This is a genomic window from Nocardia sp. NPDC049526, from assembly GCF_044465765.1.
Lineage (GTDB): Bacteria > Actinomycetota > Actinomycetes > Mycobacteriales > Mycobacteriaceae > Nocardia.
In genome coordinates, this window is sequence record NZ_JBITMA010000002.1 from 305,659 (window position 1) to 329,865 (window position 24,207).

Sequence of the window (24,207 nt, forward strand, 5' to 3'; positions counted from 1 at the left end):
GTAGGAATCGCAGGTGAACGACAAACCCGACCCCCAGCGCAATCTGAGGCTGCGGGAAGACCTGGTGGAGAGTTCGCTACCGTTCCTGCCCGCAGGTAGCGAGATCCGGGAGGTGTTCATCTGCCAGGCCGCGCCGAGCTTCATCTTCTTTCTCATGACGTATCTCACTGGTCTCACGATGTTCTGGATCAAGTACCGCTGCGTGGCCATCACTCAGGACGCCATCTATGTGCTGCAGAGCGGCAAGCTGTCGGGCGGTGCCAAGCCGCAGCATCTGGTGGGCACGTTGCCGCGCAACACTCGGCTCGGGCCGGTCTCTGGCCGATGGGGACAGGTGAACATCCTCGGTGAGCGGCATTGGGTCCACAAGCGCTTCCACGACCAAATCGCTGCCGCCGATTACGAAGCAGGCCTTACACAATGAAGCAGGGGCCGATCTCGGACTGGCGGTGGGGTTCAGTGGTCCTAGCAGGTCAGTGATCGGTGGACGGGTGCGCCGGTTCTGTCGTTGTGCCAGATCGCGGCGGTCAGGGCCAGGAGTCGTTGCAGGACGCGCACGCCCACGCCTGCCGGTGTTTTGCCGCCGTGTCGTTCCAGGTCGAGCTGCTCTTTCAGTGTTTGGTTGATCGATTCGACGATCTGACGCAAGAGTTTGAACAAACGTGCGCCATGGCATAGGAGTTCACCCTTGCGGGCCGGGCGCCGCAGGGTCAGTCCTTCCTCGTCCAGGACGGTCTCGAACTCGGTGCCGAAGTACGCCGGCTGGGACCCATGACCCGATCGGCCCGCCGGACGACGGGAGTGACCAGAAATTGGACGACGCCGATGGATTGTTCAGCCTGCCTTCGCTTTTCGATGACGAAGCTATGCCGGTCTGCTGGTGCAACGGGCTCCCGCACCACCGCCGCCAGCAGATCCTCAGGCTGGTGCGCAACAGGTAGCGATCGACGCCCCGCTCATTCATGAGCTTGCCATCGAGAACGCCCGCCTACATGCCACCGCCCCCCGCCAATGTCACCGTCGTGGGCCGGAATGTCAGTTGACGGTGGGGCTGCGGCGTTCGATGTGGATCACGTCGCGCCAGCGGCCGCGGTGTCGGCCGATGCGTTCGTGGGTGCCGATGGCTCGGAATCCGGCTTTGGCGTGCAGGTCGAAGCTGGCGGTGTTCTCGGGAAATATTCCGGATTGCACGGTCCAGATCCCTGCTGACTCAGTGGATTTCAGCGTGGCTTGACACATTCCCATATCGGAATATGATTGCGGCCATGGCACGAGCACCGACGACGTCGGACGTCTTCAACGCGATCGCCGAGCCGCAGCGCCGGGAGATCCTGGCACTGCTGCGGGCGGGTGAGCGGCCGGTGACCGAGTTGGCCCAGGAGCTGGGGATGACCCAGCCGGGAGCGTCCAAACACTTGCGGGTGCTCCGGGAGGTCGGTTTGGTGCGGGACCGCAAGGCAGGCAAGCAACGCCTGTACGGCCTTGACGCCCGCGGGCTGCGACCGGTCCACGAGTGGACCGGCGGGTTCGAGCGGTTCTGGAACGAGAGCTTCGACCGGCTGGACGAGTACGTGCAGCACCTGAAGCAGGAAAGGCAGGAGGAGTAACTGATGAGCGAGATGGGACGAGGAGCGCTGACGCAGTCCGCGACGGCCGACCGCGAGATCGTGATCTCCCGGGTCATCGACGCCCCACGGGAGCTGGTGTTCGAGGCGTTCACCGAAGTGCGGCACCTGTCGCGATGGTGGGGCCCGGAGGGGTTCACCACCACCACGCGGGCTTTCGAGTTCCGCGTCGGCGGGGAGTGGGACTTCGTGATGCACGGACCGGACGGGACGGACTACCAGGAGTGGATCTCCTGGACCGAGATCGCCCCGCCGCAGCGGATCGTGCTGCTGCACGGTGAGTCCCGCGGCGACCCGAACGCCTTCGAGTCGGTCTTGACGTTCTCGCCCGACGGCGCGGCGACCCGGATCGAGATGCGCACGGTGTTCCCCACCGAGGAGCTGCGCGCCGAGGCGGTCGAGAAGTACCACGCGATCGAGGGCGGCCAGCAGACCCTGAGCAACCTGGCTGCCTACATCACCGAGATCGTTCGGAAGGGAGTGGAGGACTGATGGCCGGGAAGGTGTTCTTCAGCGTGTCGATGTCGCTGGACGGTTTCATCGCGCCCGAGTCCCCCGAGGACTTGATGGGACAGCAGTGGATGGAACTGCAGCAGTGGATATTCCCGCAGCGGTTCTTCCGGGAGAACCTGAAGCTCGGCGTGGGCGGCGAGGAAGGGCGCGACAACGACATCGTGCGGGAGACGTTCGAGCGCACGGGCGCGAACGTGATGGGCAAGCGCATGTTCGACGCCGGCGAGCAGGCGTGGCCGGAGGAGGCGCCGTTCCACACGCCGGTCTTCGTCGTAACGCACGAGAAGCGTGACCCCTGGGAGCGGCCGGGCGGGACCACCTTCCACTTCGTCGACGACGGCATCGAGCGTGCGCTCGACCAGGCCCGCGAGGCCGCCGGCGACCGGGACGTCCGCATCGCGGGCGGCGGCGCAATGATCCTGGAGTACATGAACGCCGGCCTGATCGACGATTTCACGACCGCGCTCTCACCGGTGCTGTTCGGCTCCGGAATCCGCCTGTTCGAGGGCGTGGACGCGGGCCGCGTGGCCCTGGAGCAGGTCTGCGCGGAGCCGACGCAGCGGGTGACCCACCTGACCTACGCAGTCCGGGAGCGGTAATGTCCCGAACTCAGCGCTCCCCCGCCGAGGTCGGCAGCGCGGCGAGATCCTCGACGCTCTGAGCGTCCGGAAGGGCGAGCGCTCGGGCCGCGAGCTGAGCAGCGCCGCGGCGAGCGTGTAGGGCCGCTGAACGCCGCGTGGTACTCGAAGACCGGCCGTGCCTTGGCCTCGGCTGGCTCGGTGATCGTGCGCAGGTCGGGCTTGGCGACGCCCAAGGTGTCATAGCCAAGCACTATCTCATCGCCCCGGACTCAGAGGTCACCGGTGCATCGTTCACTGACAAGTAGCATCGAGTAGCGGCATGGCGCGTGGTTCGGACCGGTCACGCCGCTGCTGGCACACCGCCTGCGGGGCAGTCGCGACCGGTTACGCGATCGAGCGCCGGATGTAGTGGTCCATGGCTGGGTCCAGCTCGACCCCGTAGAAGGTCGCAAATTGGTCGATTACGTTCCTGGGGATGGTCGCCGATCGGCTTGGTGTCTTCGCCGCCATCTCCATGAGCGTGTCGAGGGCCGGTAGCGCCTCGTCGGGTACCTGCCGTACCCGACGGTCGGCGCTCTCCCCGTGATCGGCGGTGGAAACCAGATCCCACACGGTTGGTGCGTCGATGGGCTGCAGCCACGGGTCACACAGCCGGCACATCGATTCGCCATGAAAGATGTTGTGCCGTAAGCAGATCTGGGTCTGGTGAGCAGGCGGCGGGACCCTCCAGTCGCCCAGCCCGGGCGATGGTTCGAATGCGGTGACATCCGCACAAGCCGATTATCGAGCGGCGCGTGGTCTACCTGTCGTCGACCAGGAGGGTATGCAGAGCCAGGTTGGCAATCTGCCGTAGCTCATCGTGGCTACGCCCGGCCGCGGCCTGGACAGCGATGCCGTCGGAGATGGTGTGGACGAGTGCGGCCAGGGCGGTGGGCTCATGGTGGGACGGCAGGTCGGTGGCCTGCTCGAGCCGCCTGCGCAGCGCGGTCTCGCTGGCTTTGCGTACCGCGACCGCCTCTTGGCGTACCGCGTGAGCGTCGGGTCCGCAGGCTTGAACGGTCTTGACGCACAAGCAACCTTGGGGCGTGCTCGCCCCTGCGGTCAGGTCGACAGCCCCGAGGATCAACCGCACGATGACTTCGCGCGCGGTGGACGCTTCCAGTGCGTCCACGGCATAGGCGCCGGGACCGTCGAGGTAGCGGGCCAGGACCTTCCCGAACAGTTCGTCCTTATTGCCGAAGGCGGCATAGAGGCTTGGCTTGTTGATGCCCATCGCGGCAGTCAGATCGGTCAGCGAGGTGCCCTCGAAGCCGTTGCGCCAGAACACTTCCAACGCGCAGTCGAGCGCGGTGTCGGCGTCGAACGAGCGCGGGCGTCCGCCGGGCATACCGTTCTCCTACCTCTCCATATTTTTTTACCTATCGGTACATTACCTCTTGCGCGCAAGTGCCACGCCCATCTAGTTTCTTACCAAACGGTACATAACAAGGGAGTGGCACATATGATCCGAGTCGGAGTGGTCGGGGCCAGCGGCTGGGCAGACAGCTCGCACCTGCCCGCACTCACAGCGCTCGAGCAGTTCGACCTGACTGCGGTCGCGACAACCAACCAGGCCAGCGCGGCCCGGGCAGCCGCCACCCACGGCGCACGGCACGCCTTCGCCGACTCGCGAGAACTCACCTCGCACCCTGAGGTCGACTTGGTTGTCGTCTCGGTGAAAGCACCCGGGCATGCCGCCGTGATCAGGGCAGCGCTCGACGCCGGCAAGCACGTCGTATCCGAGTGGCCGCTGGGCATCGACGCCGACGAAGCTGCTGAGCTGACCGAGGCCGCCACCGCCGCCGGCGTCGTTCACGCGGTGGTCCTCCAGGGCCACCACTCCCCGAGCGCCCGTTTCGTCGCGGACCTGCTGGCCAACGGACGGATCGGCACACTCGAATCGATCGCGCTGGTAGCCGAGGGCGCTCCCTTCGGCGGCAGCCGGATATGGCCGGACCTGGTGTTCAGCCTGGATCCTTCGGCGGGAACCAACATCGTGACCATTATGGCCGGTCACTTCCTGTCCGCACTCGAACCGATCGCGGGCCCACTGACCGAAGTCAGTGCACGACTGCCCCGCACGCACGACCGCGTGCTCGTCGCCGGGACGGACCAGACGGTGCCCAACGACACCCCCAGCCACGTGCTGCTGCACGGACTGCTCGCCAACGGCGCCACCGCCTCCATCGCCGTGCACGGCGGCAACGGACCCACCCAGGACGGATTCCTCCTCGAGCTCATCGGCAGCGACGCAACACTGACCGCCACACCAACCCAGCCCGGAACATTCATCCACTGGGGCGACTGGGAAGTCCGGATCGGCAAGGAGACCCTGACCGTGCCCGACACCTATCGCACTGTCCCCGCCAGCGTCCAGTCCGGTCCGCCGGCCAACATCGCAGCCCTCTACCAGGAAGTCGCCCAAGCCATCACCGATGCCAGGCAACCGCATCCCAGCTTCGAGACCGCCCTGCGCCACCACCGGCTCCTCGCCGCCATCGAACAGTCCGCGGCCGACGGAACAGCCCGAAGCATCTCGTAGCCGGCACACGGCGCAGCGTCGTACACGGGACTCGGTTTCGATGCGTGCCAGCAACTCTCGGCGGAGTTCGGGCTACCCGGCACACTCGGCCCCGTAGCAATTCCAACTCCCCGCAGAGCATCGCCAGCACCGCGGATCACCCGATAAAACCGGTTATCAAGATCGGCCATGCTCGGCCCCGACGATTGTCCAAACCGGTTATGCAGGGATCCGCTGAGTTACTCCTTCATGCTGTCGCCACCGTCCTCGATTGGCGTGTCGAGACACACCGCAACGTCACCCCGCTACCGTTCGGGGATCGACCACAAAGACTGCCCGGCGGCTGACGGGTAAGAGCTCGCTCAGCAGCCGGGCACTGCGTAGCCCGATTGAGAGGATCTGGACTTGAGCGATCTTTCTCGCCGTGACCTGCTCAGGACATCGGCCGCCGCTGGCATCGGAGCGGTCGTTGTTCCGGGCCTGACGGCCGCAGACACACCGGATATTGCGGACGCTAGCGCCCCGGGAATGGTGGCCGCGGGCCACCCGAGTGAAAGCTCGGGATGCCCGCCCGCGACGCTGACCGGCCACATCGTCCGCCCCGGTGACGCGTCGTACACGGATGCGCGACTCGGCTGGGACCAGCTCTTTTCTCACTATCCGCTGGTCATCGTCTTCGCACAGGAAACCCAGGACGTGGTGAACGCCATCACGTGGGCGCGGCAGCACAACGTCGCGCTGCGGGTGCGGAGCGGCCGCCACGCCCTCGAGGGCTGGTCGAACGTCGACAACGGCATCGTGATCGACGTCAGCCAGCTGAAGTCGGTCCAGATCGACCCTGGTGCTCGTATCGCAACGGTCGGCGCCGGGCTGAACCAGCTGGAAGCGGTGACGACGCTCGCGAAGCAGAACCTTGCGGTCACAACCGGAAGTGAGGGCAGCGTAAGCGTGTGCGGTGCGACGCTCGGCGGTGGCCTCGGGCCCCTCAACCGCTGGCTCGGCATGGCCTGCGACAGCCTGATGGCGGCCGAGGTCGTCGTCGCGTCGGGTCACGACTGCGCCAAGGTGATCAACGCGGACTTGCAGCACCACTCGGACCTGCTCTGGGCGCTCCGCGGGGCGGGAAACGGTAACTTCGGGATCGTCACACAACTCACCTATAACGTGTATCCGCTCGAGCATCTCGCCTATGTGCAGGCGACATGGGATGGACTCGGGGACCTGTACGGGGTCTTCGAGGCATGGCAGCGAACGGTACCGTCCGCCGACAGCCGTCTGGGATCCGAGCTCGAGATCCACAAGTCGCAGATTCTGCTGTCCGCGTGGCTTGCGGAGGGGACGGCGGCACAGGCCAGAGAAATGCTGGCTCCGATCCTGTCGGTCGGCACGCCCGATGTCACGGTGCAGGTCGGTAATTGGGGCGACATCTTTGCGGGAGCCCAGCTCCCGCTCGCGCAAGAGCCCGCGAACTCGAAGTTCTTCTCGGAGTTCGTCAAAGAGCTGTTCCCGAAGAAGGCGATCGACGTCATCGGCGACTTCATGCGAAACGCTCCCACAGAGCAGAGCAACTACTTCGTCGATGCCTTCGGTGGGGCGATCAAGAGGGAGCCCCGCGGCGGCACGGCGTTCGTGCATCGCGACGCGCTTTTCTACGGCGAGATCGGCGCAGCCTGGGGGACTCGTTCAACACAACCAGGCGTCAGCGACCCGCTCACCTCGCAGGCCCAGGCCTGGACCGCCGAGTTCAGCCAGGCGCTGCGGCCCTACGCGGACGGCGCCTACGTCAACGTGCCGAACGTCGGAATGCACGAGTGGGAGACCGCCTACTGGGGAAGACAGCACTTCGACCGGCTGCGCAGGATCAAGGCGAAGTACGACCCCCACAACGTCTTCCAGTACGAGCAGAGCATCCCGCCCGCGTAACACTGATCGAGAGTTCGCCACTGCTCCCCAACCCCCGGGTGGCCGTCGGCGGCTACGCGTCAAACCGATGAGAGCCCCGCGCCGACTGCACCCACTGCGCATCGTCGACGCGTTCGACCCCGACACTGGACCAGTCTGGGATCCGGTCGCCACCTACGTCTTGGTCTGCTGGACACGCAACTTGTGTGCGGTGTATGTCGGCGGGCACCGCGCATTGGCCGGTAGCCGCTCGACCCATCCGCTCGCCGATCAGGCCACTCGCCGGACTGGACCAACGAATGGTCCGAGTAGCGGCGGTCAACGGCTTTCGCCCAGCCCTTCGGTCGCAGACCCACCACTGGCCCGGCATTGGTCGCTGCCCACGGCGGCAGGGCGGATCTGACCAGCGAACCGCGCTGAGCTCGGCGCGGCCGAAAAGCTGCGTACCCAAGGCCGTGAGGTCGGCATCGACTGCACCATCCACACCACCCGGGGCGGCCATACCTGGCAATTCGACTCAGCGGCCTGCACCTCGTCGTTCCCGTGGATCGTCGCCCGCCTCGGGCTCCCCGTACCCGAGGCGATCTGAGCGGACTACTGGACCCGCAAACCGATTGCAGGGTCGATGAATTGGTTGGTAACCAGGTTGGCTGCGGTGACGCCGTCGGGAACCTGCTGACCACGACCACGCAGCGTATCGGTCACGGCGGTGATGACACGGTCGACCCGGGCGGTGTCGAAATTGCCGAGGGTGCCATCGGTTCCGTTTCCGACGATCTTCTCCGCGAGCTGAACCTTAACCGAATTCGCATTGCCAGCGGCGGTGATCGGCGGACCGTCCGGAATGGTCTGCGCGATGCGCAGCAGTGCCTGATTCGTCGGCTCCGGGTTGGTCACGTAATCGACCTCGGCCTGTTGCAGTTTCGGGACCAGCTTGGTCAGGCATGGACTCAGCTCGGCGAGTTTGTCACTGCGGACCGACCATTGGTGCGGGTAGATCTCGTAGCCCGCCTTGTGCACGAGCAGATAGCTCGTCGGCTTGAGCCAGCCCTTGACGTCATGTTCCCAGCGGTAGGGCTCATTGGAGACATAACCCTGCTGCATCACCTTGCCGCGTTCGGCGACGAACCGGCTCGGCGTCCCGTCGAAGGACGCGTCAGCTTGTCCGGGTCGTACATAGCCCTTGGCGATCAGGTAGTCCATGTAGATCTTGCCCTCGCTGTACACGACGGGCGCCCCGGTCGCGGCCACGTCGTTCCAGGACTCGACACGATAGCTCGCGGGATCCCACATCACGATCTGCGGATTGATATCGAGCGAGGCGAAAACGCCAGTGACATCGAACTTTCCGCGCGCCTGCAGCGCCTCGTCGGTCGGGATCATGCCGAGGGTGATGCTGGGGTCCTGATACATCTGCGCCGGAACCGGCTGCCCGCCGAGGAACGGACCGCCCAGGCGCACTTCCACATTGACGCCGGTATCGCCGAGTGGGCCGGAGTAGGCGCCCTTCTTGACGTCGACGGTGCCATCGGGTCCGACCAGCTGGAAGGCGGCGGCGCGTTCCGGTGTTGCGTACCAGTCCGTTTGGATCACGACGGTCGAGGGGCAGACGCCCGCGAGTTCGCCCTTGCCGGTCGGCGCGGGTGTCGAGGTGGCACCGCTACAGGCGGTGAGCACTGCGGTGCCGAACAGCGCGGCAGCGGCGAGGAGGCATTTCTTCACGGGATTTCCTTGGGGTCGAGCGGGTTCGGAGCAGAGCGAAGCGAGTCGGCATTACCTGCCGCGACGGACACCATGTGCGCGGTCGACGCGCCCGGCGAGGAAGTCGAAGCACCAGAAGAGGATCAGACCCACCAGGGAGGACAGCAGCAGCGCCGTGAGCAACTCCTCGGTGGCCAGGCGCTGGCGGTAGACGTCGATCATGCGGCCGATGCCCGGCTGGCCCTGGCGAAAGAAGAAGTCGGCGACGATCGAGCCGATCACCGCCATCCCACCGGAGATCTTGAATCCGGAGATCATGGCCGGAAGCGCCGCGGGCAGTTGCAGTTTCAGCAGGCGCTGCCGGCGATTGGCGCCGTGCAGGGTGAACAGATCATGTTCGGCCGCAGCCACCGATTTCAGGCCGAACAGCGTGTTGGTGATGATCGGGAACAGGGCCACCATCACGCAAACGATCACACGGCTGCCGAATTCGTAGCCGAACCAGAAACCGAACAGCGGCACCACCGCGAGGATCGGAATCGTCTGCAGGATCACCGCATACGGATACAGCGAATACTCGGCCCACCGCGCCTGACTCATGAGCACCGCGAACCCCACCCCGAGCACGATGGCGATGCCGAGCCCGACCAGCGCCACCTGCACCGTCGACCACAGCGCGGTCAGAATCTCGGTGCGCGCCACCGAATCCAGCAGACCGTGCGAGATGACGGCCTCGGGTGCGGGCAGCAGGAATCGCGACTCTTCGGCCAGCAGAAAGTGACTCGCGATCGACCACAGCGCGATGACCAGGACGAAAACGACGACCGGTGCGATGATGCGAATCGGTGCGATCGGCATGCGCCGGTGCTGTTTTCGAGTGGCCGATTCGATCTGACTCGTGGTCGCCGCCGAGACCGGACCCGCAGTGGCGGCGGTCATGCGGCAACCGCCTGTCCGGAGCCGCTCAGCGCGGCGGACACATCGGCGGCGATTTCGGCGAACTCGGCCGTATACCGCAGCTCCGGTGCCCGTGGAAAGCCCAGTGGTACCGGAATATCGGCGCACACCCGGCCCGGCTGCCCGGTCAGCACGACGATCCGGGTGGACATGAAGACCGCCTCGGCTACCGAATGGGTGACGAACACTCCGGCGAAACCATCGCGGCGGAACAGCGTTCCGACCTCCTCGTTGAGCCGTTGGCGGGTGATCTCGTCCAGCGCGCCGAAGGGTTCGTCGAACAGGAACAGTTCGGGCCGCATGGTGAGCGCGCGCGCGATGGAGACGCGCATCCGCATGCCGCCGGAAAGCTGTGCGGGCTTGTGCTTCTCGAACCCGGCGAGACCGACCCGCTCGATGGCCTCGCGGGCGGCCGCCTGCCGGGTCGCCTTGTCCACGCTCGCGAGTTCGGCGGGCAGTTCGACATTGCGCAGTACACTGCGCCACGGCAGCAGGGTTGACTCTTGGAATACATAGCCGAGCTGGGCCGTCGCGACGTCGACAGTGCCCGCGGTGGCCCGCTCGAAACCGGCGGCCAGCCGCAGCAGCGTGGACTTACCGCAGCCGGACGGGCCGACCAGTGACACGAATTCACCACCGCGAATAGCGATGTCGATGTCAGCGAGCGCCTGGGTGCCGTTCTCGAAGGTCAGGGATGCGCCGCGAAACGCAAGGGCCGGTGCGGAATCCGCGGGACTGCGGTCGGCAGCGGTCGTATACGCAGATGCGCCCTGCGTCGTCGACGCTGGAGAAGCCGTTGTGCTCATGAACTAGTTCTATCGGCGGGTGATTGCCGAACGCGGTCGGCGCGATTACGCGCCTGTTTCGTATACAATTTATTTCTCGGTAACGACCACACCGTCGCGGACGACGATCCGGCCACGTTTGAGCACCAGTTTGCGAGGCGGCAGCGCGACCACCGCGGCCGCCGGTGTCGATGCGTCGACGACGAGCAGATCGGCCGATGCCCCGGCCATGATCCCGTAGTCATCGAGCCCGAGAACCATTGCGCCACCGTAGGTTCCGGCGAGCAAGGCCAACTCGATCTCGGGATCGGCGACCAGCCGGTCCCGATACGCGACGCTGTTGATCCGACGCAGCATGTCGCCGTCGCCGTACGGGGTCCACAGGTCCCGCACACCGTCATTTCCCAGCGCCAGGGTGGCGCCCGCGTCGTGCATGACCCGCACCGGCACGACGGGCGCCTCGCCGACCGCGCACGTCACCATGGAAACACCTGCCTCGGCGAGGTTTTCGGCGACTCGCCGCTGCTCATCGGGTGCGAGGGCCCCCATCGCGTACGCGTGGCTGATCGTGACCCGCCCCGCCAGGCCGGTAGCGCGAGTGCGCTCGATGATGAGGTCGAATTCCCAAGCGCCGAGGGCGCCGCCGTCGTGCAGGTGGATGTCTATCTTCGCGCCGTGGCGTTCCGCGAGGCCGAAGATCACATCGAGCTGCCCCACCGCGTCCCGGTCGTAGCCCGCCGGATCGAGACCACCGACGACCTCGACACCGTCCGCGAGCGCCGACGCCATCAGCTCGGCGGTCCCCGGCCGGGTCAGCAGCCCGCCCTGGGGGAACGCGACCAACTCGACATCCACCCGATCCGCGTGCCGCGCTGCGGCTTCCCGCACCGCTTCCACGCCGCGCAGACCGACCTCCGGATCGATATCGATGTGGCTGCGCACCTGCGTGGTGCCGCCGCTGACCATGGCGTCCAACAGGTTTGCGGCGTAGTCCGCGCTGGGCAGGCCGTGTTCGGCCCGCCGGCCCTCACCGTTGGCGATGCGCCCGGGCAGGGTCCGGCCGCCGGTGTTGGGTACCCACGGGCCGCCGAACAGCGTCTTGTCCAGATGGCAGTGCGTATCGACCAGACCCGGAAGTACCAGTGCGCCGACCAGATCGATGATCTCGCCGTCCGGCGCTGCCAGATCGGGCGCGATCTTCGCGATCCGTCCGTCGACGATGAGGATATCCGCGGTGTCGATCGGCAGCCCGGGAATCCAGGGGCGTCCGCCTCGCAGCAACAGGTTGTTCATTGAGAGTCCTCTCGGTATTCGGGGTGAGTAGTCAGCTGAGCAGCATCGTTGCCCCCGCACCCATGCCGAAGATGATGACCACGGCGCGGAAAGCGTTGGGGTGCAGCCGGTCGGCGAGCTTCGCGCCCGCGACGCCGCCGACGAGGCAGGCCGGTGCGAGGACCACGACCGAGAGCCAGTGCACGGGGCCGAACAATGCGACGGCGAACACGGCAGTCGTCGAAACTGTCAGGGTCAGTAGGCTTTTCAGGCCGTTCAGGCTGGTGATGGTGGCGTCGATGCCGAGGGCGAGCGCGGTGAGTACGACGATGCCCATACCGCCGTTGAAATACGCGCCATACGCACCGCCCAGGAATACGCCCAGGAACAGGGTTGTCTTGGAATCCCGTTGTCGGGCGGTCAACTTCCGCGATACCAACGGCTGGGCCGCGAACAGGGCCGTCGCCGACAGAATCAGATAGGGCACCAGCGCGGCGAAGATCTGCGCCGGCGCGGCGAGCAGGGCGATCACGCCGCCCACCGCCCCGGCCGCCCCGGTCGCGACCAGACGCGGGACGAGCGCGCGATAGTCGTCGAGTCGCCGCCGCAGCGCCGCCGCGCCACCGAAATAGCCGGGCCATACCGACACCGAATTGGTCACCGTGGCGGCGACCGGCGGCAGTCCCGTGGCGAGCAGTGCCGGAAATGAGAGCAGGCTGCCGCCCCCGGCAATGGCGTTGCATACCCCCGCGCCGAAACCCGCGACGAGCAGTAGGGCCAGATGTGGGAGATCCATCCATGAAGTCCTTTCAAGGGGTCCACGAAGACAGCCGCGGCCAGAAATGGCGGCGCGGCGCGAGACTCCGGTGATCAGCTCAGCAATTCGGCAGTGGCCAGCAGAGATTCGTCCCGACCTGGAGCCGCCAGCAGGGAAAGTCCCAGCGGTAGCCCATCGATCGCGGCGACCGGCACACTCAAGGCGGGAGCACCGCAGACCGGCGCCAGACACGTGAGCCGTACGACGGCGGCCCGATCAGCTGTGCCCAGCCCGTCCGGCAGTGTGGTCGCCACGGATCCAGTGGCCGGTATCGTGTCGATCGACGATCCGACATTCGACAACGTCTCAGCCGATGATGCAGTCCTGGACCCGATGATCGGCTGCGCGGCCGGTGATTCGCCCGGGCCGAGAATCGGCGGTGCGGCAGCGGGTGCGCTCGGCATTGCGAGCAGCCCGTCGTCCCCCAATCCGTGCAGGATCCGATCAGTGGCTGCGCGCAGGGTCGCACGGGCCGCGGCCACGGATTCGGCGCCGACCTCGGCGGCCACCGCGAGGCGCGCGGTCACGCCAGGGCCGAATGTCGGCTGTTCGCGGCGGATCCAGTCGCTGTGCGTCGCCCAAACTTCGGCCGCCTGAACAGTCGCGAAGGCCGCGCGGACTCGCTCCCATCCCCCGGTTTCGAACAGCGGTGTTGTGTCCAGCGCCAACTCGGCTGCCAGCATCTCGACCGCGGGCAGCAAAGCCGCGCGCACAGCGGGCGCGACGGGCAGATCGGACGGAAACCACAGTCGCCGAGGCGGTTCCGCCTCCGGCGCCCCATCCAGCAGCAGTGCCGCCGCCACGCGCAACGTCGCGAGGTCTCGGGTCAGCAGGCCGGCAACATCGAAAGACGGTGCCAGCGGCACGATTCCGGTCCGCGGTGCGCGCGCGTGCGTCGGCCGCAATCCATACAGGCCGGTATAGGAAGCCGGAACCCGAATCGATCCAGCGGTGTCGGTACCGAGCCCCAGATCAGCGACCCCGCCGGCCACCGCAACGGCGCTGCCGCTGGAGGATCCACCCGGCACCCGCCCGGGCGCCGCGGGATTCTCCGGTGTGCCGTAATGATGGTTCGTGCCGGCCAGGCTGTAGGCGAGTTCGTCGGTGTGCGTCTTGCCGATCACCGTGAACGCGCTGCGCAACCGTGCGACCGCGACCGCATCACGGGCGGGCAGCTCATGTGTGGTCAGCCATTTCGGGTGGCCCGCACCTGTCGGCATCCCCGCCACATCGATGACATCTTTGACCGCCAGACGTTGTCCTGCCGGTGCCGAGCCCACCGGCAACCAGGGCACGAATCCGTTCACGACGCCACCGCGCCGCACTCGGACGCGCAGAACCGGACGCACTCGCTCACAGCCCCTCCAAATGGCTCTTGTTGATACAGCAGTGCACGCCCTTCACCACATCCACCACCTGCGAGATACGGAAATCCGCTGCGGCACTGAGGTAGGCGAGCGCAACGGCCGGGGGTATCCGATAACGCACACCGAGGAACGTGATGGCATTGCGGGTGGCCTGTTTCACCGCCTCGTCCAGATCGGTGTCCAGGCCGAGCAGCAGGTGGTCGGTCGCGGTCTCCGCATACGGAAGAGCCAGGGCGGCAGCCATTTTCCGCACTCCGGGATCGGCGTGCAGAGTCAGTCGCACGGTGGCCCGCAGCGGCGCCTCGAAGGCGGTGAGCGCGACTTCACCATCGCCCATGGCGAAATGCGGGTCACCCGCGTAGAACATCGCGCCCGGCACCTGAACCGGAAGGTAGAGCCGCGCACCGACTCCCAGCATCCGCACGTCGATATTCCCGCCGTGCGGGCCGGGCGGCACCGAGTGCACAGCCTGTTCGGTCGCCGCGGCCACGCCCATGATGCCGAGGAAGGGGTCGAGCGGAAAGCGCAGCGCACGACCGTCACCGATATCGATCACCCCACGCTCGGCCGCATCGACGGTGGCGATCGTGCACACCGGCGGCACCGGACCATCCGGATCATGGTCCCCCCGCTGCGGAAATTCGCCCGGCAGCGCACCTTTGCCGTGCCGATTGCTGATGACGCCGTAGGGCGCGCGCCGCAGCAGTTCGAGCACCTCGACCTCGAGCACATCCCCGGGGCACGCACCGCGCACCGCGATCGGGCCGGTCACCACATGCGGCCCGTGCATGCTCGGGTCGTGTACGACCGAGCGCGCCACCTCGGCGGTGTCAGCCAGGATCTCCGTGATCCCACTCGCTGCGAAGAAGGCCGCCGGATCCCGGCCCTGGTCCTCGAGTATGCCTTCGTGGCTGATGGTGTCCAAACACACAGCCGTACCGGAATCCACCGTGATCACCGGCTGGGCGAGGGAATTCGGCAGCAGGCCCCAGGAGATCCGGTGGGGATCCGCCGGAAGGTATACGTCTGTGGAGCGGGCACCGGCGCGCGACTGTAGTAAATTCATGGCATCCGATCCGACGATTGAGCAGTGGATCGTATACAACCACTGCTCACGGTCGTCCGCCACCGCTGGCGACTGCTTGCAGGTCGCCCGAAAGGATCGGCTGGCGACTGCTTGCAGGTCGCTCGGAACAACACCACCCAGCGCGCTGTGGGAGCCATGTGAGCAGCACCACCCGGCGAATGACTCCGCAACAAGTGTGCCGAGCCATCCGCGACGACATCATCCGCGGCGTTTTCGCGCCCGGCCAACGCCTCACCGAGGACACCCTCGCCGAGCGCTACGGAGTATCCCGGGTTCCGGTGCGCGAGGCGCTACGCACCCTGGAGGCCGAGGGTTTCGCCTGGTCGCGCCCCTACGCCGGGACCTTCGTCGCCGAACTGACCGAGGCTGACGCCGCCGATCTGCTCGAAATTCGCGCCCTGCTGGAACCACTGTGTGCGGGCCGCGCCGCCGTGCGCCGCACCCCGGAGCAGCTAGGCAGGCTCAAGGAACTCACCGCACTCGGCCAGGACGCCGTGCGCGACGGACGGCTCGACGAGCTCACGCGACTCAACAGCCGCTTCCACGAGGTACTCGCCGAGGCCTCGGGCAGCACCCTGCTCAGCCAGCTGATCACCCAGCTCAGCTGGAAGATCGCCTGGGTATACGCGGTCGAATTGCCCAGGCGCGCCGAGGATTCCTGGCATGAGCACGAGGAGATCTGCGCCGCACTCGACGCGGGCGATCCGGAGCGCGCCACTCAGGTGGTCGCCGCACATATCGCCCACGCCACCTCGGCATACCGCCGCCGCGACCGCGCCGCTGATCCGGCGGCGCAACAGGATCCGTAACCCAGACGTCGCATTTCTCGCGCTGGAACGAAACACGAGGGTCGTATACAACCCTTGTCCCGTTCTTCTCCCGGAGGTTGCCCATGGCGGATCTGCTGCTGCGCGACGCCCGCATCGCCGACGACGCGGCTCTGGTCGACATTGTCATCGACCAGGGCGTCATCATGCAGCTCGACCACCTACCGCCCGGGCGCGCCGACCACGAAATCGACTGCGCCGGACGCGTCGTCATCCCAGGACTCATCGAATCACACCTGCACCTGGACAAGGCACTGCTCGATCGCGAACGACCGAACCTCGACGGCACCCTGGCCGGGGCGATCGCGGTCACCGGCGAACTCAAGCGCAGCTTCACCCGCGCGTCGATCCGCGACCGGGCGCGGCGCATTCTTGACCTGGCGATCACCAACGGCACCACCATGATTCGCGCCCATCCCGACGTCGACCCGATCATCGGACTGCTCGGCGTCGAGGGACTACTCGACCTGCGCGAGGAGTATCGCGGCAGAATCGACCTGCAGATCGTCGCCTTTCCGCAAGAAGGCATCCTGCGTGCCCCCGGCACGATCGACCTGCTGCGCGAAAGCCTGCGTCGCGGCGCAGACGTCATCGGCGGCTGCGCCTACAACGAAGCGACCGTCGCCGACTGCCGTCGCCATATCGATCTCATCTTCGAACTGGCCGCCGAATTCGACGTCCCGATCGATATCCACGCCGATTTCGCCGACGACGCGACCGATCCCCGCTTCGCGCTCGCCGACTACATCGCCGAGGTCACCGAGCGCACCGGCATGCGAGGCCGAGTTGCGTTGGGCCACATGACTTCCCTGGCTGGACAGCCACCGAGGCAGCGACGCGCAACCCTGAAACGTCTGGCCGCAGCAGGCATCGCGGTCGTCCCGCTGCCCGCCACCGACATACATCTCGGCGGCCGCGCTGATACCACAAATATCCGCCGTGGCATCGCCCCGATCCGTGAACTCTGGGACGCGGGCATCACCACCGCGTACTCCTCCAACAACATTCGCAATGCGTTCACCCCCTACGGCAACGCCGACCTCCTCGACATCGGCCTGTTCCTGGCCCAGACCAGCCACCTTTCCACTCCCGCCGAGCTGACCCGGATCCTGACCATGGCCACCACCCAGGCCGCCGCCGTCATCGGGATCGCCGATCGCTACGGCATCCGCCCCGGCGCCGCCGCGGATCTCGTCGTCCTGTCCACCCATCGCGTCGCCGATGCCCTACTCGACCGCCCGGACCGCTGCTACGTCATCAAATCGGGCCGGATAGTCGCGCGTACCACGCGAACCCACGAACTGCTGCCCGCCGCCGATCCACCCGCACGGCAGCCACTGGCCAGCTGACGTACGCCGCACAGCGATTCAGCCCAGCGAATCCGCTCCCGCGAAATGTCCGGGACGCGGCCGACCACATCCAGCCGCGCCGCAATACCGCCGACGCCCACGCCAGCGACTGGCGCGCCTGGCTGCGGTTTCTCGCCGACCTCAACACGGCCCTGACCCGACGGCGGCGGTCCGCGTTACCGCCGGTAAGGATGGTCGGGGTGCCGGCGACTTCTGATACGTGTCCCAGGTAATCCGGTCCGGCGGTGTAGAAGCGTGCTCGGGTACGGCCGACCGGCTCGAGCACCCCCAGTGCAACGAGGTCGCGCAGATCGCGTTGCGGCTGTTGCAGACTCAGGCCCTCGGCTTGTTCGTAGCGGGTCCGGCGGACCCGGCCCGACATCGCGAGATCATGCAATGCCGGATAACTCTTTCGTCCAGGCCGATGCCCGCGACGTACTCCTCGAGCAGCGCCCATACCGTGCCGGCCCCAGCGGAGGTGCACCGTTCGCGCCTGCTGGTGGTAGGCGGTGAGATTGACCCGAATCCATTCGGACACAACCTGATCCGGCCGATAGGTACTGGTCGCGCGGGCTACTTCGCGCCGATGCCGTCGCGGAGGAAGTCGCTGAGCTGCTCGCCGAACGGCTTGGCGATCTGGGTGTTGTAGTCGTTCCAGCCCTCTTGCTGTGCCCGCTGCAGGTAGTCGGGCAGCGGTCGGTGCAGCTCTTCGCTGACGGCTTCGTCGTGCAGCCGGCTCATCGCGTCGCGCAGGCCCCCGCCCACCGCGGCGGTGTTGTCCAGTTCGAGTTCACCGTCGCGGGTCGAGTAGTCGTAGAGCTCGTACTCCTCCTCGAGCAACGGGTCGATCTCCGCGGAGCCCTGCACCCAGTGCGAGTAGCGGACGAACTTCGCGTCGGCGGTCCGGACGGCCACCACATGGCCGGGTGCGTTGCGGTCGAACAGCACCGCCGCTTCCTCTATGGAGTGTTCGTCGGTGGTGTGCACGATCCAGGGCCGCCCCGGCGCGCCCGAGTCGCGGCAGACCGCGGCGATATCGTGTCTGCTTGCCAGATGGGCGTAGCGCTCGTCGCCGCGCCAGCCGTCGCCGCCCGCGCCGATCGTCAGCAGTAGTGGGGCCAGGTCGATGCTGGAGGTCAGCTGGGTGCGGGTGCCGGCTGCCGGAGTGAGGTCACCGCGCGGGTCGTAGACGAACAGCGGCACCCGGATGGCCTCGTCGTAGGCCCCGCCACCCTTGCCGTGCAAGCCGTGGGAGCCGGCGTAGTCACCGTGATCGGAGGTGAACACCACCACGGTATTGGCCGCCACCTCCGGACGAGTCGCCAGTTCCGTCAGTACCCGGCCGATCTGGATGTCCACCTGTTGCTGGAACCACAGGTAGAGATTGAGCAGGTCGATCCACTCCCGGTCGGCGTCGGGCGTGCCGTACGGCGCGACGCCGAAGGTCGCCGCGGACACCTGTACCAAGGCCAGCTGCAGACGAGGCTTGCGCGAGAGTTGTTCGAGGGTCTCATGATTGGCGGGCAAGGTGTCGATCCAGCGCGGAATGTTGTTGAACGCCGAGGTGCGCCGGGTCCAGCGCGGCCACCACTGGACATCGTGCGGGTTGACCAGCGACACCGTCGTAGACCAGGGGCCTTGGCCCGCATCGGTATTGAACCAGTCGACGAATTGGTCGACGATCCGGCCGTCCATCTGCAGACCCTGCTCGGGCGTGCCGTTGGGCGAAGGGTAGGTACCGCCGTCGAAGCCATGACGCTCCAACCCGCCCGGCGTCGTGTCGGCGTCGTGGCCCAAATGCCATTTGCCCCACCACGAGGTGCGATACCCCTGTTCGCGCAGCATCGAGCCCCAGGTCGGGAAGCTCGGCGACAGCTGCGAGGTCGAGGTCGACATACAGCCGGTCTGATGTGAGTACAGGCCGGTTACCATCGCGCCGCGGGAGGGCGTGCAGTCGTTGGCGGCGGTGTAGTGCTGTTCGAACGAGACCGACTTGGACCGCAACCCGGCGATGTTCGGAAGGATGGTGTCGAGCACGGGCTGGTCCGGGAACCACATGGGGGCCCGCATCTCGTCGACGATGACGACGAGAATATTCGGCTTGTCGGGGTGAATGTCCATGCGCGGCCGGGCGGATGCGCTCGGGCTCCCGATGGTCATGGCAGCGGTCGCCGCCGCTCCGCCACCGAAGAACCCACGCCTGCTGATCGACACTGTGTCCTACTGCCTTTCGGTCGGGTGCTGAGATGAAGCGTCCATGAAGTGGTTCACCACCGACGCGAGCCGAGGACCGTCGTCCTCTTGCAGAAAATGTCCCGCGCCCTCGATCACCGTGTGCGATTGACCGGACGCCCCGGGGATCTTGCGCTGGAAGATCTTCTCGCCGCCGGCTGTGATCGGGTCGCCATCGGAGAAGGCGGTGAGAAACGGTTTGTCGAAGCGGGCCAGCTGCTCCCAGGCCCGACGGTTCGCCGCGGCGGCCGGGTCGTCGGGCCGGGTCGGGACCAGGAGGGGGAAGGCACGGGCACCGGCCTTGTAGCTCTCATCGGGAAACGGGGCGTCGTAGGCGCCCACTGCCTCGGGGGAAAGCTTTGCCCGGCAACCATTTTCGATTATGGCCCCGACCGGGAACTGCGGCGTTTCCTGTGAGAACCGCTGCCAAGTGAGAAAGGCGTCGCTCAGCGTTGCCGTTCCGTCGGGAAGTCCGGTGTTGGCCGCGACCACCCGAGCGAAGCGATCGGGATGTTCGGCGACGAGCCGCATTCCGATCAGACCGCCCCAGTCCTGGCAGACCAGCGTGATGGACGCGAGATCCAGGTGGTCGAAGAGCGCTTCTCGCAGCCATTCGACATGGCGGGCATATGTGTAGTCAGCTCGGTCGACGGGCTTGTCGCTGCGGCCGAAGCCGATCAGATCCGGTGCGACACACCGCCGGCCCGCCGCGACGAGCACCGGAATCATGCTGCGGTACAGGAAACTCCAGGATGGCTCGCCGTGCAGCAGTACGACGACTTCGCCATCTCGTGGGCCTTCGTCGAGGTAGTGCACGCGCAGGCAGTTGTCGCCGTCACCGGCCGCAACGTCGACATAGTGCGGCGGGAACGGAAAGTCGGGCAAGGCTGAGAACCGTTCCTCAGGCGTGCGCAGTACGTGCATAGTCCTGACACTAAATGTTCTTGCATCATGAGTGCAACTATTGCTGCGGCAGGTTAGAATGAACCGCGATGGATGGACGCACCGCTCGGGCGGCAAGAAACCGTCAGGCGGTGCTCGATGCCGTGCTGGCGCTCACGGAAGAAGGCGATCTGCAGCCGACCGCACGGGCCGTGGCCGAGCGAGCCGGGGTCGCGACCAGGTCGGTGTTCCATCACTTCACCGATCTCGAGTCGATGTATGCCGACGCCGCCCAGACGCAAATGCAGCGACACTGGTTTCCCCTGCTCCGTCCGGTGATCGGCGATCCGGGTCATCGCATCGAGATCCTGGTCGAGCTGCGAGCCGAACTGTACGAGCGCATTTCGGGCACCCGCCGCGCGGCCGTGCTGCGTGAGCACGAATCCGCCGTCCTCGCCGAGCGTTTACACGAAAGCCGCGCCGCCCTGCGCGCCCACCTGCGCGCCAACCTCCCCGAACTCGAGCGCCTCGACCGCCCCGCCCGCGAGGCCGCCTACGCCGCCGCTTCATGGGAGGCCTGGGACGTATTCCGCCGCCATCAAGGCCTCTCCGTGGATGCCGCCCGAGCCGCCGTCGGCGCTACCCTTACCGCCCTGATCGCACCCGCACCGACCGTCATCGACGCAACCGCCGCCGCGAGCACCGGCTGACCGTCGTGCGGACTCTTCGACACCAGAAACGCACGCACAGAACGGGATCCGAGTCGCTGGATGAGCAGATAAGCCCGAATTTCCGGGCGACATCGCTATCGAGCGGCACCGCCCACTCTTTGCCGCCCCTGCCCCAGACCCGTAGCCTGCCGCGGCTCTCATCGACATCGGCGACCTCGAGGGCGAGCACCTCGCACGACCGCGGCCCGAGATACCCTGCGCCCTTCTGTTTCAGGTCATCGGCCTGGGCCCGGTTCACCAGATATGTTGTGGTCCCATCGAAGGTCCGACTCATCGGACCGAGATCAGATCCGCCGTCTTTCCGGCAGTCCCCAGCTACGCCCAAATCAGCTGGGGTGCATACCTTTCCGCACGCAACACTGACTCATCCGCTGTCATCGATTGGTCACCACGAATGATGTCGTAGTCGTCGTCCAGGGTGAATCTCCAAGATCGAGTAAACCAAGCTCGCTACCCCACCGGACCGGATCCACACATCCGGCAAGATCACCATCGGCATGCGGCGACGTGTGGCCCTATCAGCGGTTCGGTAGTAATAGCTGAAAAACACGGATATGGCGTTGGTCCTGCTCCTATACACATTTCCCCTGTTCAGGGTCGAAATGCGTGCCTGGCGGGCAATTGCGCTCGTAGGCGTGACTTCGGGCGACACACGACATGAACTTGGTGGTGTCGCCGTCCGGATGCGGGTAGTCGCCGTCCTCCTTGCCCGAACAGTCGTACCAGTCGACCAAGCGATCCTCATCAGGCATGGTAGGTGTCCCTTCTCAGTGCTGGTGCGGGGTTGCTCCATCAGAGCACGCAAATAGCCTTCGGTGTCGGGCTTCTACGTGAATCACCCTCTCCAAGTTACGGTTACGATCGACCGACGACCCTACAGGTAGCCAATGCAGCTGGATGCGGGTTCGCGACTGCGCCTTGTGCGATCCGCGGGCCCGCCGGATCCGCATACCGGAGCTGCGCTCGAGCGACTCCCGACCGGAGTCCAGCGCGGGCGTGGCTGGGCCACCTGCCGTCATGCCCCCCACGGGGCGTTCAACGTTCGAGGTGGTGGCCGGTGTCGCTCCGAGCGGGTCGCGGGCTCTGACAAACGTGGCGCTATCGTCGGAACGACAATCGGAGATTCCGAGATTTCGGGATGTGCGGAACGGAAGCAGCGATGACCGAAGCGAGTCCGACAATGCAGTCCGCGGCCGGAACTCGCCTCAATCGGAAGGGGCGGGAGACGAGGCAGCGGCTGCTCGATATCGCCATCGTCTGTCTCGCGGCGGGGTCCAGCGAACCGCTGTCGGCGAATCGGGTTGCCCGTGCGGCCGGGGTCAGTTGGGGCACCTTGAAGCATCAGTTCGGCGACATCGACGGATTGTGGGCCGCGGTGCTCATCGAGTTGACCGATCGTAGTGGGGCGAACAGCCCCGAGATCTGGCCGCAGGTGACCGGTTCGATCCGGGAGCGAGTGTGGGAGGTGGTCGATGCCATCTGGACCATCCTCGATACACCCGAGGGGCGAGCGGTCGAGACGCTGCGGGCCGGACTGCCCAATGGTCCGGACGAGCGGCTCGAGGTCTTCCCCCGGACCACGGCGGCGATGGCCGGGTACGAGGATGCCTGGCTCAGGGCATTCGAGTACTTTCTGGCGGACCTGCCCCTCGATTCGGACAAGGTGCGTCGGGTCCAGGCCCTCATTCCGATGGCCATGCGCGGCATCAATAACGAGCGCCGGCTTTCCTCACCCGCCGAGCTGGCGAACGCGCGCCACTGCCTGGTCGACGCGATAGCGGTCTACCTGCAGTGACTCGCATTCTTTGAGAACCCTCGTTGACAATTGCGAAGGGGAGGTCCACTGTTACCTCCAGCCTTTGCAATTCAGTCAGGAGTGATCCATGTCTCCGCCTCCCGATGACCAGGGCATGCGCCTGCAGCGCAGCAGCCGCGACCCCGCCGCCCTGATCCCACGCCTCACCGGATGGCTGGCAACACAGCTGCCCGACGAGGCTGATCCGAAGCTCACGCTGGGGTCCGGCATCGACAGCAACGGCATGTCCGCGGAGACCCTGACCCTCACCCTGAGCTGGCGTGAAGCCGGAGACACGCAGGTCGCCGACCTGATCGCCCGGGTGGTGCCAGCTCCCGGCGACTTCCCCGTCTACGAGCACTACAACCTGCGAGACCAATTCGACGTCATGCGCATCGTGGCTGAAGCCACCGACGTCCCCGTCCCACAGGTGCGGTTCCTCGAGCCGACCGGCGATGTGCTGGGCACGCCGCTTCTTCTGATGGACCGCGTCGCCGGCCGGGTGCCGCCCGATGTCATGCCCTACACCTTCGGCGACAACTGGCTCTTCGACGCTGCCCCAGAGCAGCAGCGCCGAGTGCAGGAAAGCACCATCGAGACGCTCGCGAAACTGCACGCAATCCCGGACGCGGCAACCACTTTCGCGTTCCTGGACCCGCGGCAGCCCGGTGCGAGCCTGCTCGAACGAAACCTGAACCGAGCCCGCGCATGGTACGAGTTCGCGGCTCGCGATATCGGCCCGTCACCGTTGGCGGAGCGAATCCTGACGTGGCTCACGGCCAAGCTCCCGGAGCCCTCGTCCTACGAGACCGTGCTTTCCTGGGGTGATGCGCGGCTCGGCAACTGTATGTACCGGGACTTCGCACCGGTCGCGGTACTCGATTGGGAAATGGCGACGATCGGCCCCCGCGAGCTCGATGTGGCCTGGATCGTGTTCGGGCACCGCGTCTTTCATGCGATCGCCAACAACTTCGGCCTGCCGGGCATGCCGGACTTCATGCGCGTGGAAGACGTGCGCGCGACCTACGCCGTGCACTCGGGCGTTGAGCTCGCCGACCTCACCTGGTACACGATGTTCGCCGCCCTGAACTACAGCGTCGTCTTCATGCGCGCCGGTGGTCGGCAGATCCATTTCGGCGAGATGGAACGTCCCGACGACATCGAGTTGCTGCTCCACCACCGATCGCTCGTCGAAGAACTGCTCGCCGAACTCGGCGCCTGACA

Annotated in this window: 25 protein-coding genes; 11 read left to right on the forward strand and 14 right to left on the reverse strand. The window is 66.3% G+C overall.

The window, feature by feature from the left end; genetic code table 11:
• The first annotated feature begins 13 nt into the window (after window positions 1–13).
• Window positions 14–424 carry a hypothetical protein gene (locus ACIBW7_RS06060; RefSeq protein WP_397044631.1) on the forward strand — a complete coding sequence of 137 codons (411 nt, stop codon included), beginning with the start codon at window positions 14–16 and terminating at the stop codon, window positions 422–424.
• Window positions 425–465: 41 nt separating this feature from the next.
• On the opposite strand, the gene ACIBW7_RS06065 is transcribed toward ACIBW7_RS06060, so the two are convergent.
• Entirely contained in the window at window positions 466–660 is a 195-nt protein-coding gene (locus ACIBW7_RS06065; protein ID WP_397044633.1) for a hypothetical protein, read from the reverse strand.
• A gap of 375 nt (window positions 661–1,035) precedes the next feature.
• On the reverse strand, window positions 1,036–1,191 hold the full coding sequence (locus ACIBW7_RS06070; RefSeq protein WP_397044635.1) for a GNAT family N-acetyltransferase: 156 nt from the start codon (window positions 1,189–1,191) through the stop codon (window positions 1,036–1,038).
• Between the two features lie 74 nt (window positions 1,192–1,265).
• On the opposite strand from ACIBW7_RS06070, the gene ACIBW7_RS06075 reads away from it, so the two are divergent.
• The 3 genes from ACIBW7_RS06075 to ACIBW7_RS06085 are packed head-to-tail and all read left to right on the forward strand — an operon-like array spanning window position 1,266 to window position 2,737.
• The gene (locus tag ACIBW7_RS06075; RefSeq protein ID WP_397044637.1) at window positions 1,266–1,607 is read left to right on the forward strand and encodes an ArsR/SmtB family transcription factor; all 342 of its coding nucleotides are present in this window, start codon (window positions 1,266–1,268) and stop codon (window positions 1,605–1,607) included.
• Window positions 1,608–1,610: 3 nt separating this feature from the next.
• Entirely contained in the window at window positions 1,611–2,117 is a 507-nt protein-coding gene (locus ACIBW7_RS06080; protein WP_397044639.1) for an SRPBCC family protein, read from the forward strand.
• Window positions 2,117–2,737 (forward strand): dihydrofolate reductase family protein, encoded by a 621-nt coding sequence (locus tag ACIBW7_RS06085; RefSeq protein WP_397044641.1) that lies wholly within the window; start codon window positions 2,117–2,119, stop codon window positions 2,735–2,737. The genes ACIBW7_RS06080 and ACIBW7_RS06085 overlap by 1 nt, the downstream gene beginning before the upstream one ends.
• 366 nt (window positions 2,738–3,103) lie before the next feature.
• Here ACIBW7_RS06085 and ACIBW7_RS06090 read toward each other — a convergent pair whose 3' ends face one another.
• Both ACIBW7_RS06090 and ACIBW7_RS06095 read right to left on the reverse strand, forming a co-directional pair.
• Window positions 3,104–3,379, reverse strand: coding sequence for a hypothetical protein (locus ACIBW7_RS06090; protein ID WP_397044642.1), 276 nt, complete (start codon window positions 3,377–3,379; stop codon window positions 3,104–3,106).
• Between the two features lie 139 nt (window positions 3,380–3,518).
• Entirely contained in the window at window positions 3,519–4,106 is a 588-nt protein-coding gene (locus tag ACIBW7_RS06095) for a TetR/AcrR family transcriptional regulator (RefSeq protein WP_397044643.1), read from the reverse strand.
• A 114-nt stretch (window positions 4,107–4,220) separates the two neighbouring features.
• Here ACIBW7_RS06095 and ACIBW7_RS06100 point away from each other — a divergent pair, with 114 nt between their 5' ends.
• Both ACIBW7_RS06100 and ACIBW7_RS06105 read left to right on the forward strand, forming a co-directional pair.
• Window positions 4,221–5,300 (forward strand): Gfo/Idh/MocA family protein, encoded by a 1,080-nt coding sequence (locus ACIBW7_RS06100; protein ID WP_397044645.1) that lies wholly within the window; start codon window positions 4,221–4,223, stop codon window positions 5,298–5,300.
• Between the two features lie 384 nt (window positions 5,301–5,684).
• Window positions 5,685–7,202 carry an FAD-binding oxidoreductase gene (locus tag ACIBW7_RS06105; RefSeq protein WP_397044647.1) on the forward strand — a complete coding sequence of 506 codons (1,518 nt, stop codon included), beginning with the start codon at window positions 5,685–5,687 and terminating at the stop codon, window positions 7,200–7,202.
• A 573-nt stretch (window positions 7,203–7,775) separates the two neighbouring features.
• Here ACIBW7_RS06105 and ACIBW7_RS06110 read toward each other — a convergent pair.
• The 7 genes from ACIBW7_RS06110 to ACIBW7_RS06140 form a co-directional block, all read right to left on the reverse strand.
• A complete protein-coding gene (locus ACIBW7_RS06110; protein ID WP_397044649.1) occupies window positions 7,776–8,903 on the reverse strand; it encodes an ABC transporter substrate-binding protein in 1,128 nt (375 codons plus the stop codon).
• Between the two features lie 51 nt (window positions 8,904–8,954).
• The gene (locus ACIBW7_RS06115) at window positions 8,955–9,821 is read right to left on the reverse strand and encodes an ABC transporter permease (RefSeq protein WP_397044651.1); all 867 of its coding nucleotides are present in this window, start codon (window positions 9,819–9,821) and stop codon (window positions 8,955–8,957) included.
• On the reverse strand, window positions 9,818–10,645 hold the full coding sequence (locus tag ACIBW7_RS06120; RefSeq protein ID WP_397044653.1) for an ABC transporter ATP-binding protein: 828 nt from the start codon (window positions 10,643–10,645) through the stop codon (window positions 9,818–9,820). Before ACIBW7_RS06120 ends, ACIBW7_RS06115 begins: the two co-directional genes overlap by 4 nt.
• A gap of 69 nt (window positions 10,646–10,714) precedes the next feature.
• Window positions 10,715–11,917 (reverse strand): amidohydrolase, encoded by a 1,203-nt coding sequence (locus tag ACIBW7_RS06125; protein WP_397044654.1) that lies wholly within the window; start codon window positions 11,915–11,917, stop codon window positions 10,715–10,717.
• Window positions 11,918–11,948: 31 nt separating this feature from the next.
• A complete protein-coding gene (locus ACIBW7_RS06130) occupies window positions 11,949–12,692 on the reverse strand; it encodes a sulfite exporter TauE/SafE family protein (protein WP_397044655.1) in 744 nt (247 codons plus the stop codon).
• Between the two features lie 74 nt (window positions 12,693–12,766).
• Window positions 12,767–14,020: an amidase family protein gene (locus ACIBW7_RS06135; RefSeq protein WP_397044656.1), complete on the reverse strand. Its 1,254-nt coding sequence runs from the start codon at window positions 14,018–14,020 to the stop codon at window positions 12,767–12,769.
• A 46-nt stretch (window positions 14,021–14,066) separates the two neighbouring features.
• Window positions 14,067–15,146, reverse strand: coding sequence for an acetamidase/formamidase family protein (locus tag ACIBW7_RS06140; protein WP_397044657.1), 1,080 nt, complete (start codon window positions 15,144–15,146; stop codon window positions 14,067–14,069).
• Window positions 15,147–15,325: 179 nt separating this feature from the next.
• Between ACIBW7_RS06140 and ACIBW7_RS06145 the strand changes: the two genes are divergently transcribed.
• Window positions 15,326–15,976, forward strand: a complete 651-nt coding sequence (locus tag ACIBW7_RS06145; protein ID WP_397044658.1) for a GntR family transcriptional regulator — start codon at window positions 15,326–15,328, stop codon at window positions 15,974–15,976.
• A gap of 83 nt (window positions 15,977–16,059) precedes the next feature.
• Complete coding sequence (locus ACIBW7_RS06150; protein ID WP_397044659.1) at window positions 16,060–17,343, forward strand: amidohydrolase family protein; 1,284 nt, start codon at window positions 16,060–16,062, stop codon at window positions 17,341–17,343.
• Window positions 17,344–17,916: 573 nt separating this feature from the next.
• Here ACIBW7_RS06150 and ACIBW7_RS06155 read toward each other — a convergent pair.
• Both ACIBW7_RS06155 and ACIBW7_RS06160 read right to left on the reverse strand, forming a co-directional pair.
• Window positions 17,917–19,503 carry a sulfatase-like hydrolase/transferase gene (locus ACIBW7_RS06155; RefSeq protein ID WP_397045726.1) on the reverse strand — a complete coding sequence of 529 codons (1,587 nt, stop codon included), beginning with the start codon at window positions 19,501–19,503 and terminating at the stop codon, window positions 17,917–17,919.
• Between the two features lie 60 nt (window positions 19,504–19,563).
• Window positions 19,564–20,499 carry a haloalkane dehalogenase gene (locus tag ACIBW7_RS06160; RefSeq protein ID WP_397044660.1) on the reverse strand — a complete coding sequence of 312 codons (936 nt, stop codon included), beginning with the start codon at window positions 20,497–20,499 and terminating at the stop codon, window positions 19,564–19,566.
• Between the two features lie 68 nt (window positions 20,500–20,567).
• On the opposite strand from ACIBW7_RS06160, the gene ACIBW7_RS06165 reads away from it, so the two are divergent.
• Window positions 20,568–21,167: a TetR/AcrR family transcriptional regulator gene (locus ACIBW7_RS06165; RefSeq protein ID WP_397044662.1), complete on the forward strand. Its 600-nt coding sequence runs from the start codon at window positions 20,568–20,570 to the stop codon at window positions 21,165–21,167.
• Window positions 21,168–21,760: 593 nt separating this feature from the next.
• Here ACIBW7_RS06165 and ACIBW7_RS06170 read toward each other — a convergent pair.
• A complete protein-coding gene (locus tag ACIBW7_RS06170) occupies window positions 21,761–21,940 on the reverse strand; it encodes a carbohydrate-binding module family 14 protein (RefSeq protein WP_397044664.1) in 180 nt (59 codons plus the stop codon).
• 407 nt (window positions 21,941–22,347) lie between these two features.
• Here ACIBW7_RS06170 and ACIBW7_RS06175 point away from each other — a divergent pair, with 407 nt between their 5' ends.
• Both ACIBW7_RS06175 and ACIBW7_RS06180 read left to right on the forward strand, forming a co-directional pair.
• Entirely contained in the window at window positions 22,348–22,983 is a 636-nt protein-coding gene (locus tag ACIBW7_RS06175; protein WP_397044666.1) for a TetR/AcrR family transcriptional regulator, read from the forward strand.
• An 88-nt stretch (window positions 22,984–23,071) separates the two neighbouring features.
• Window positions 23,072–24,205, forward strand: coding sequence for a phosphotransferase family protein (locus ACIBW7_RS06180; RefSeq protein WP_397044668.1), 1,134 nt, complete (start codon window positions 23,072–23,074; stop codon window positions 24,203–24,205).
• The last annotated feature ends 2 nt before the right edge of the window (window positions 24,206–24,207 follow it).

Bases quoted from the DNA above. Each gene is read 5' to 3' on its own strand.
- ACIBW7_RS06100 (WP_397044645.1), top strand. From the start codon at position 4,221: ATGATCCGAGTCGGAGTGGTCGGGGCCAGCGGCTGGGCAGACAGCTCG.
- ACIBW7_RS06150 (WP_397044659.1), top strand. From the start codon at position 16,060: ATGGCGGATCTGCTGCTGCGCGACGCCCGCATCGCCGACGACGCGGCT.
- ACIBW7_RS06180 (WP_397044668.1), top strand. From the start codon at position 23,072: ATGTCTCCGCCTCCCGATGACCAGGGCATGCGCCTGCAGCGCAGCAGC.
- ACIBW7_RS06075 (WP_397044637.1), top strand. From the start codon at position 1,266: ATGGCACGAGCACCGACGACGTCGGACGTCTTCAACGCGATCGCCGAG.
- ACIBW7_RS06095 (WP_397044643.1), bottom strand. From the start codon at position 4,106: ATGCCCGGCGGACGCCCGCGCTCGTTCGACGCCGACACCGCGCTCGAC.
- ACIBW7_RS06130 (WP_397044655.1), bottom strand. From the start codon at position 12,692: ATGGATCTCCCACATCTGGCCCTACTGCTCGTCGCGGGTTTCGGCGCG.
- ACIBW7_RS06170 (WP_397044664.1), bottom strand. From the start codon at position 21,940: ATGCCTGATGAGGATCGCTTGGTCGACTGGTACGACTGTTCGGGCAAG.
- ACIBW7_RS06090 (WP_397044642.1), bottom strand. From the start codon at position 3,379: ATGTGCCGGCTGTGTGACCCGTGGCTGCAGCCCATCGACGCACCAACC.
- ACIBW7_RS06080 (WP_397044639.1), top strand. From the start codon at position 1,611: ATGAGCGAGATGGGACGAGGAGCGCTGACGCAGTCCGCGACGGCCGAC.
- ACIBW7_RS06175 (WP_397044666.1), top strand. From the start codon at position 22,348: ATGACCGAAGCGAGTCCGACAATGCAGTCCGCGGCCGGAACTCGCCTC.
- ACIBW7_RS06160 (WP_397044660.1), bottom strand. From the start codon at position 20,499: ATGCACGTACTGCGCACGCCTGAGGAACGGTTCTCAGCCTTGCCCGAC.
- ACIBW7_RS06140 (WP_397044657.1), bottom strand. From the start codon at position 15,146: ATGAATTTACTACAGTCGCGCGCCGGTGCCCGCTCCACAGACGTATAC.
- ACIBW7_RS06145 (WP_397044658.1), top strand. From the start codon at position 15,326: ATGACTCCGCAACAAGTGTGCCGAGCCATCCGCGACGACATCATCCGC.
- ACIBW7_RS06155 (WP_397045726.1), bottom strand. From the start codon at position 19,503: ATGACCATCGGGAGCCCGAGCGCATCCGCCCGGCCGCGCATGGACATT.
- ACIBW7_RS06125 (WP_397044654.1), bottom strand. From the start codon at position 11,917: ATGAACAACCTGTTGCTGCGAGGCGGACGCCCCTGGATTCCCGGGCTG.
- ACIBW7_RS06085 (WP_397044641.1), top strand. From the start codon at position 2,117: ATGGCCGGGAAGGTGTTCTTCAGCGTGTCGATGTCGCTGGACGGTTTC.
- ACIBW7_RS06115 (WP_397044651.1), bottom strand. From the start codon at position 9,821: ATGACCGCCGCCACTGCGGGTCCGGTCTCGGCGGCGACCACGAGTCAG.
- ACIBW7_RS06120 (WP_397044653.1), bottom strand. From the start codon at position 10,645: ATGAGCACAACGGCTTCTCCAGCGTCGACGACGCAGGGCGCATCTGCG.
- ACIBW7_RS06165 (WP_397044662.1), top strand. From the start codon at position 20,568: ATGGATGGACGCACCGCTCGGGCGGCAAGAAACCGTCAGGCGGTGCTC.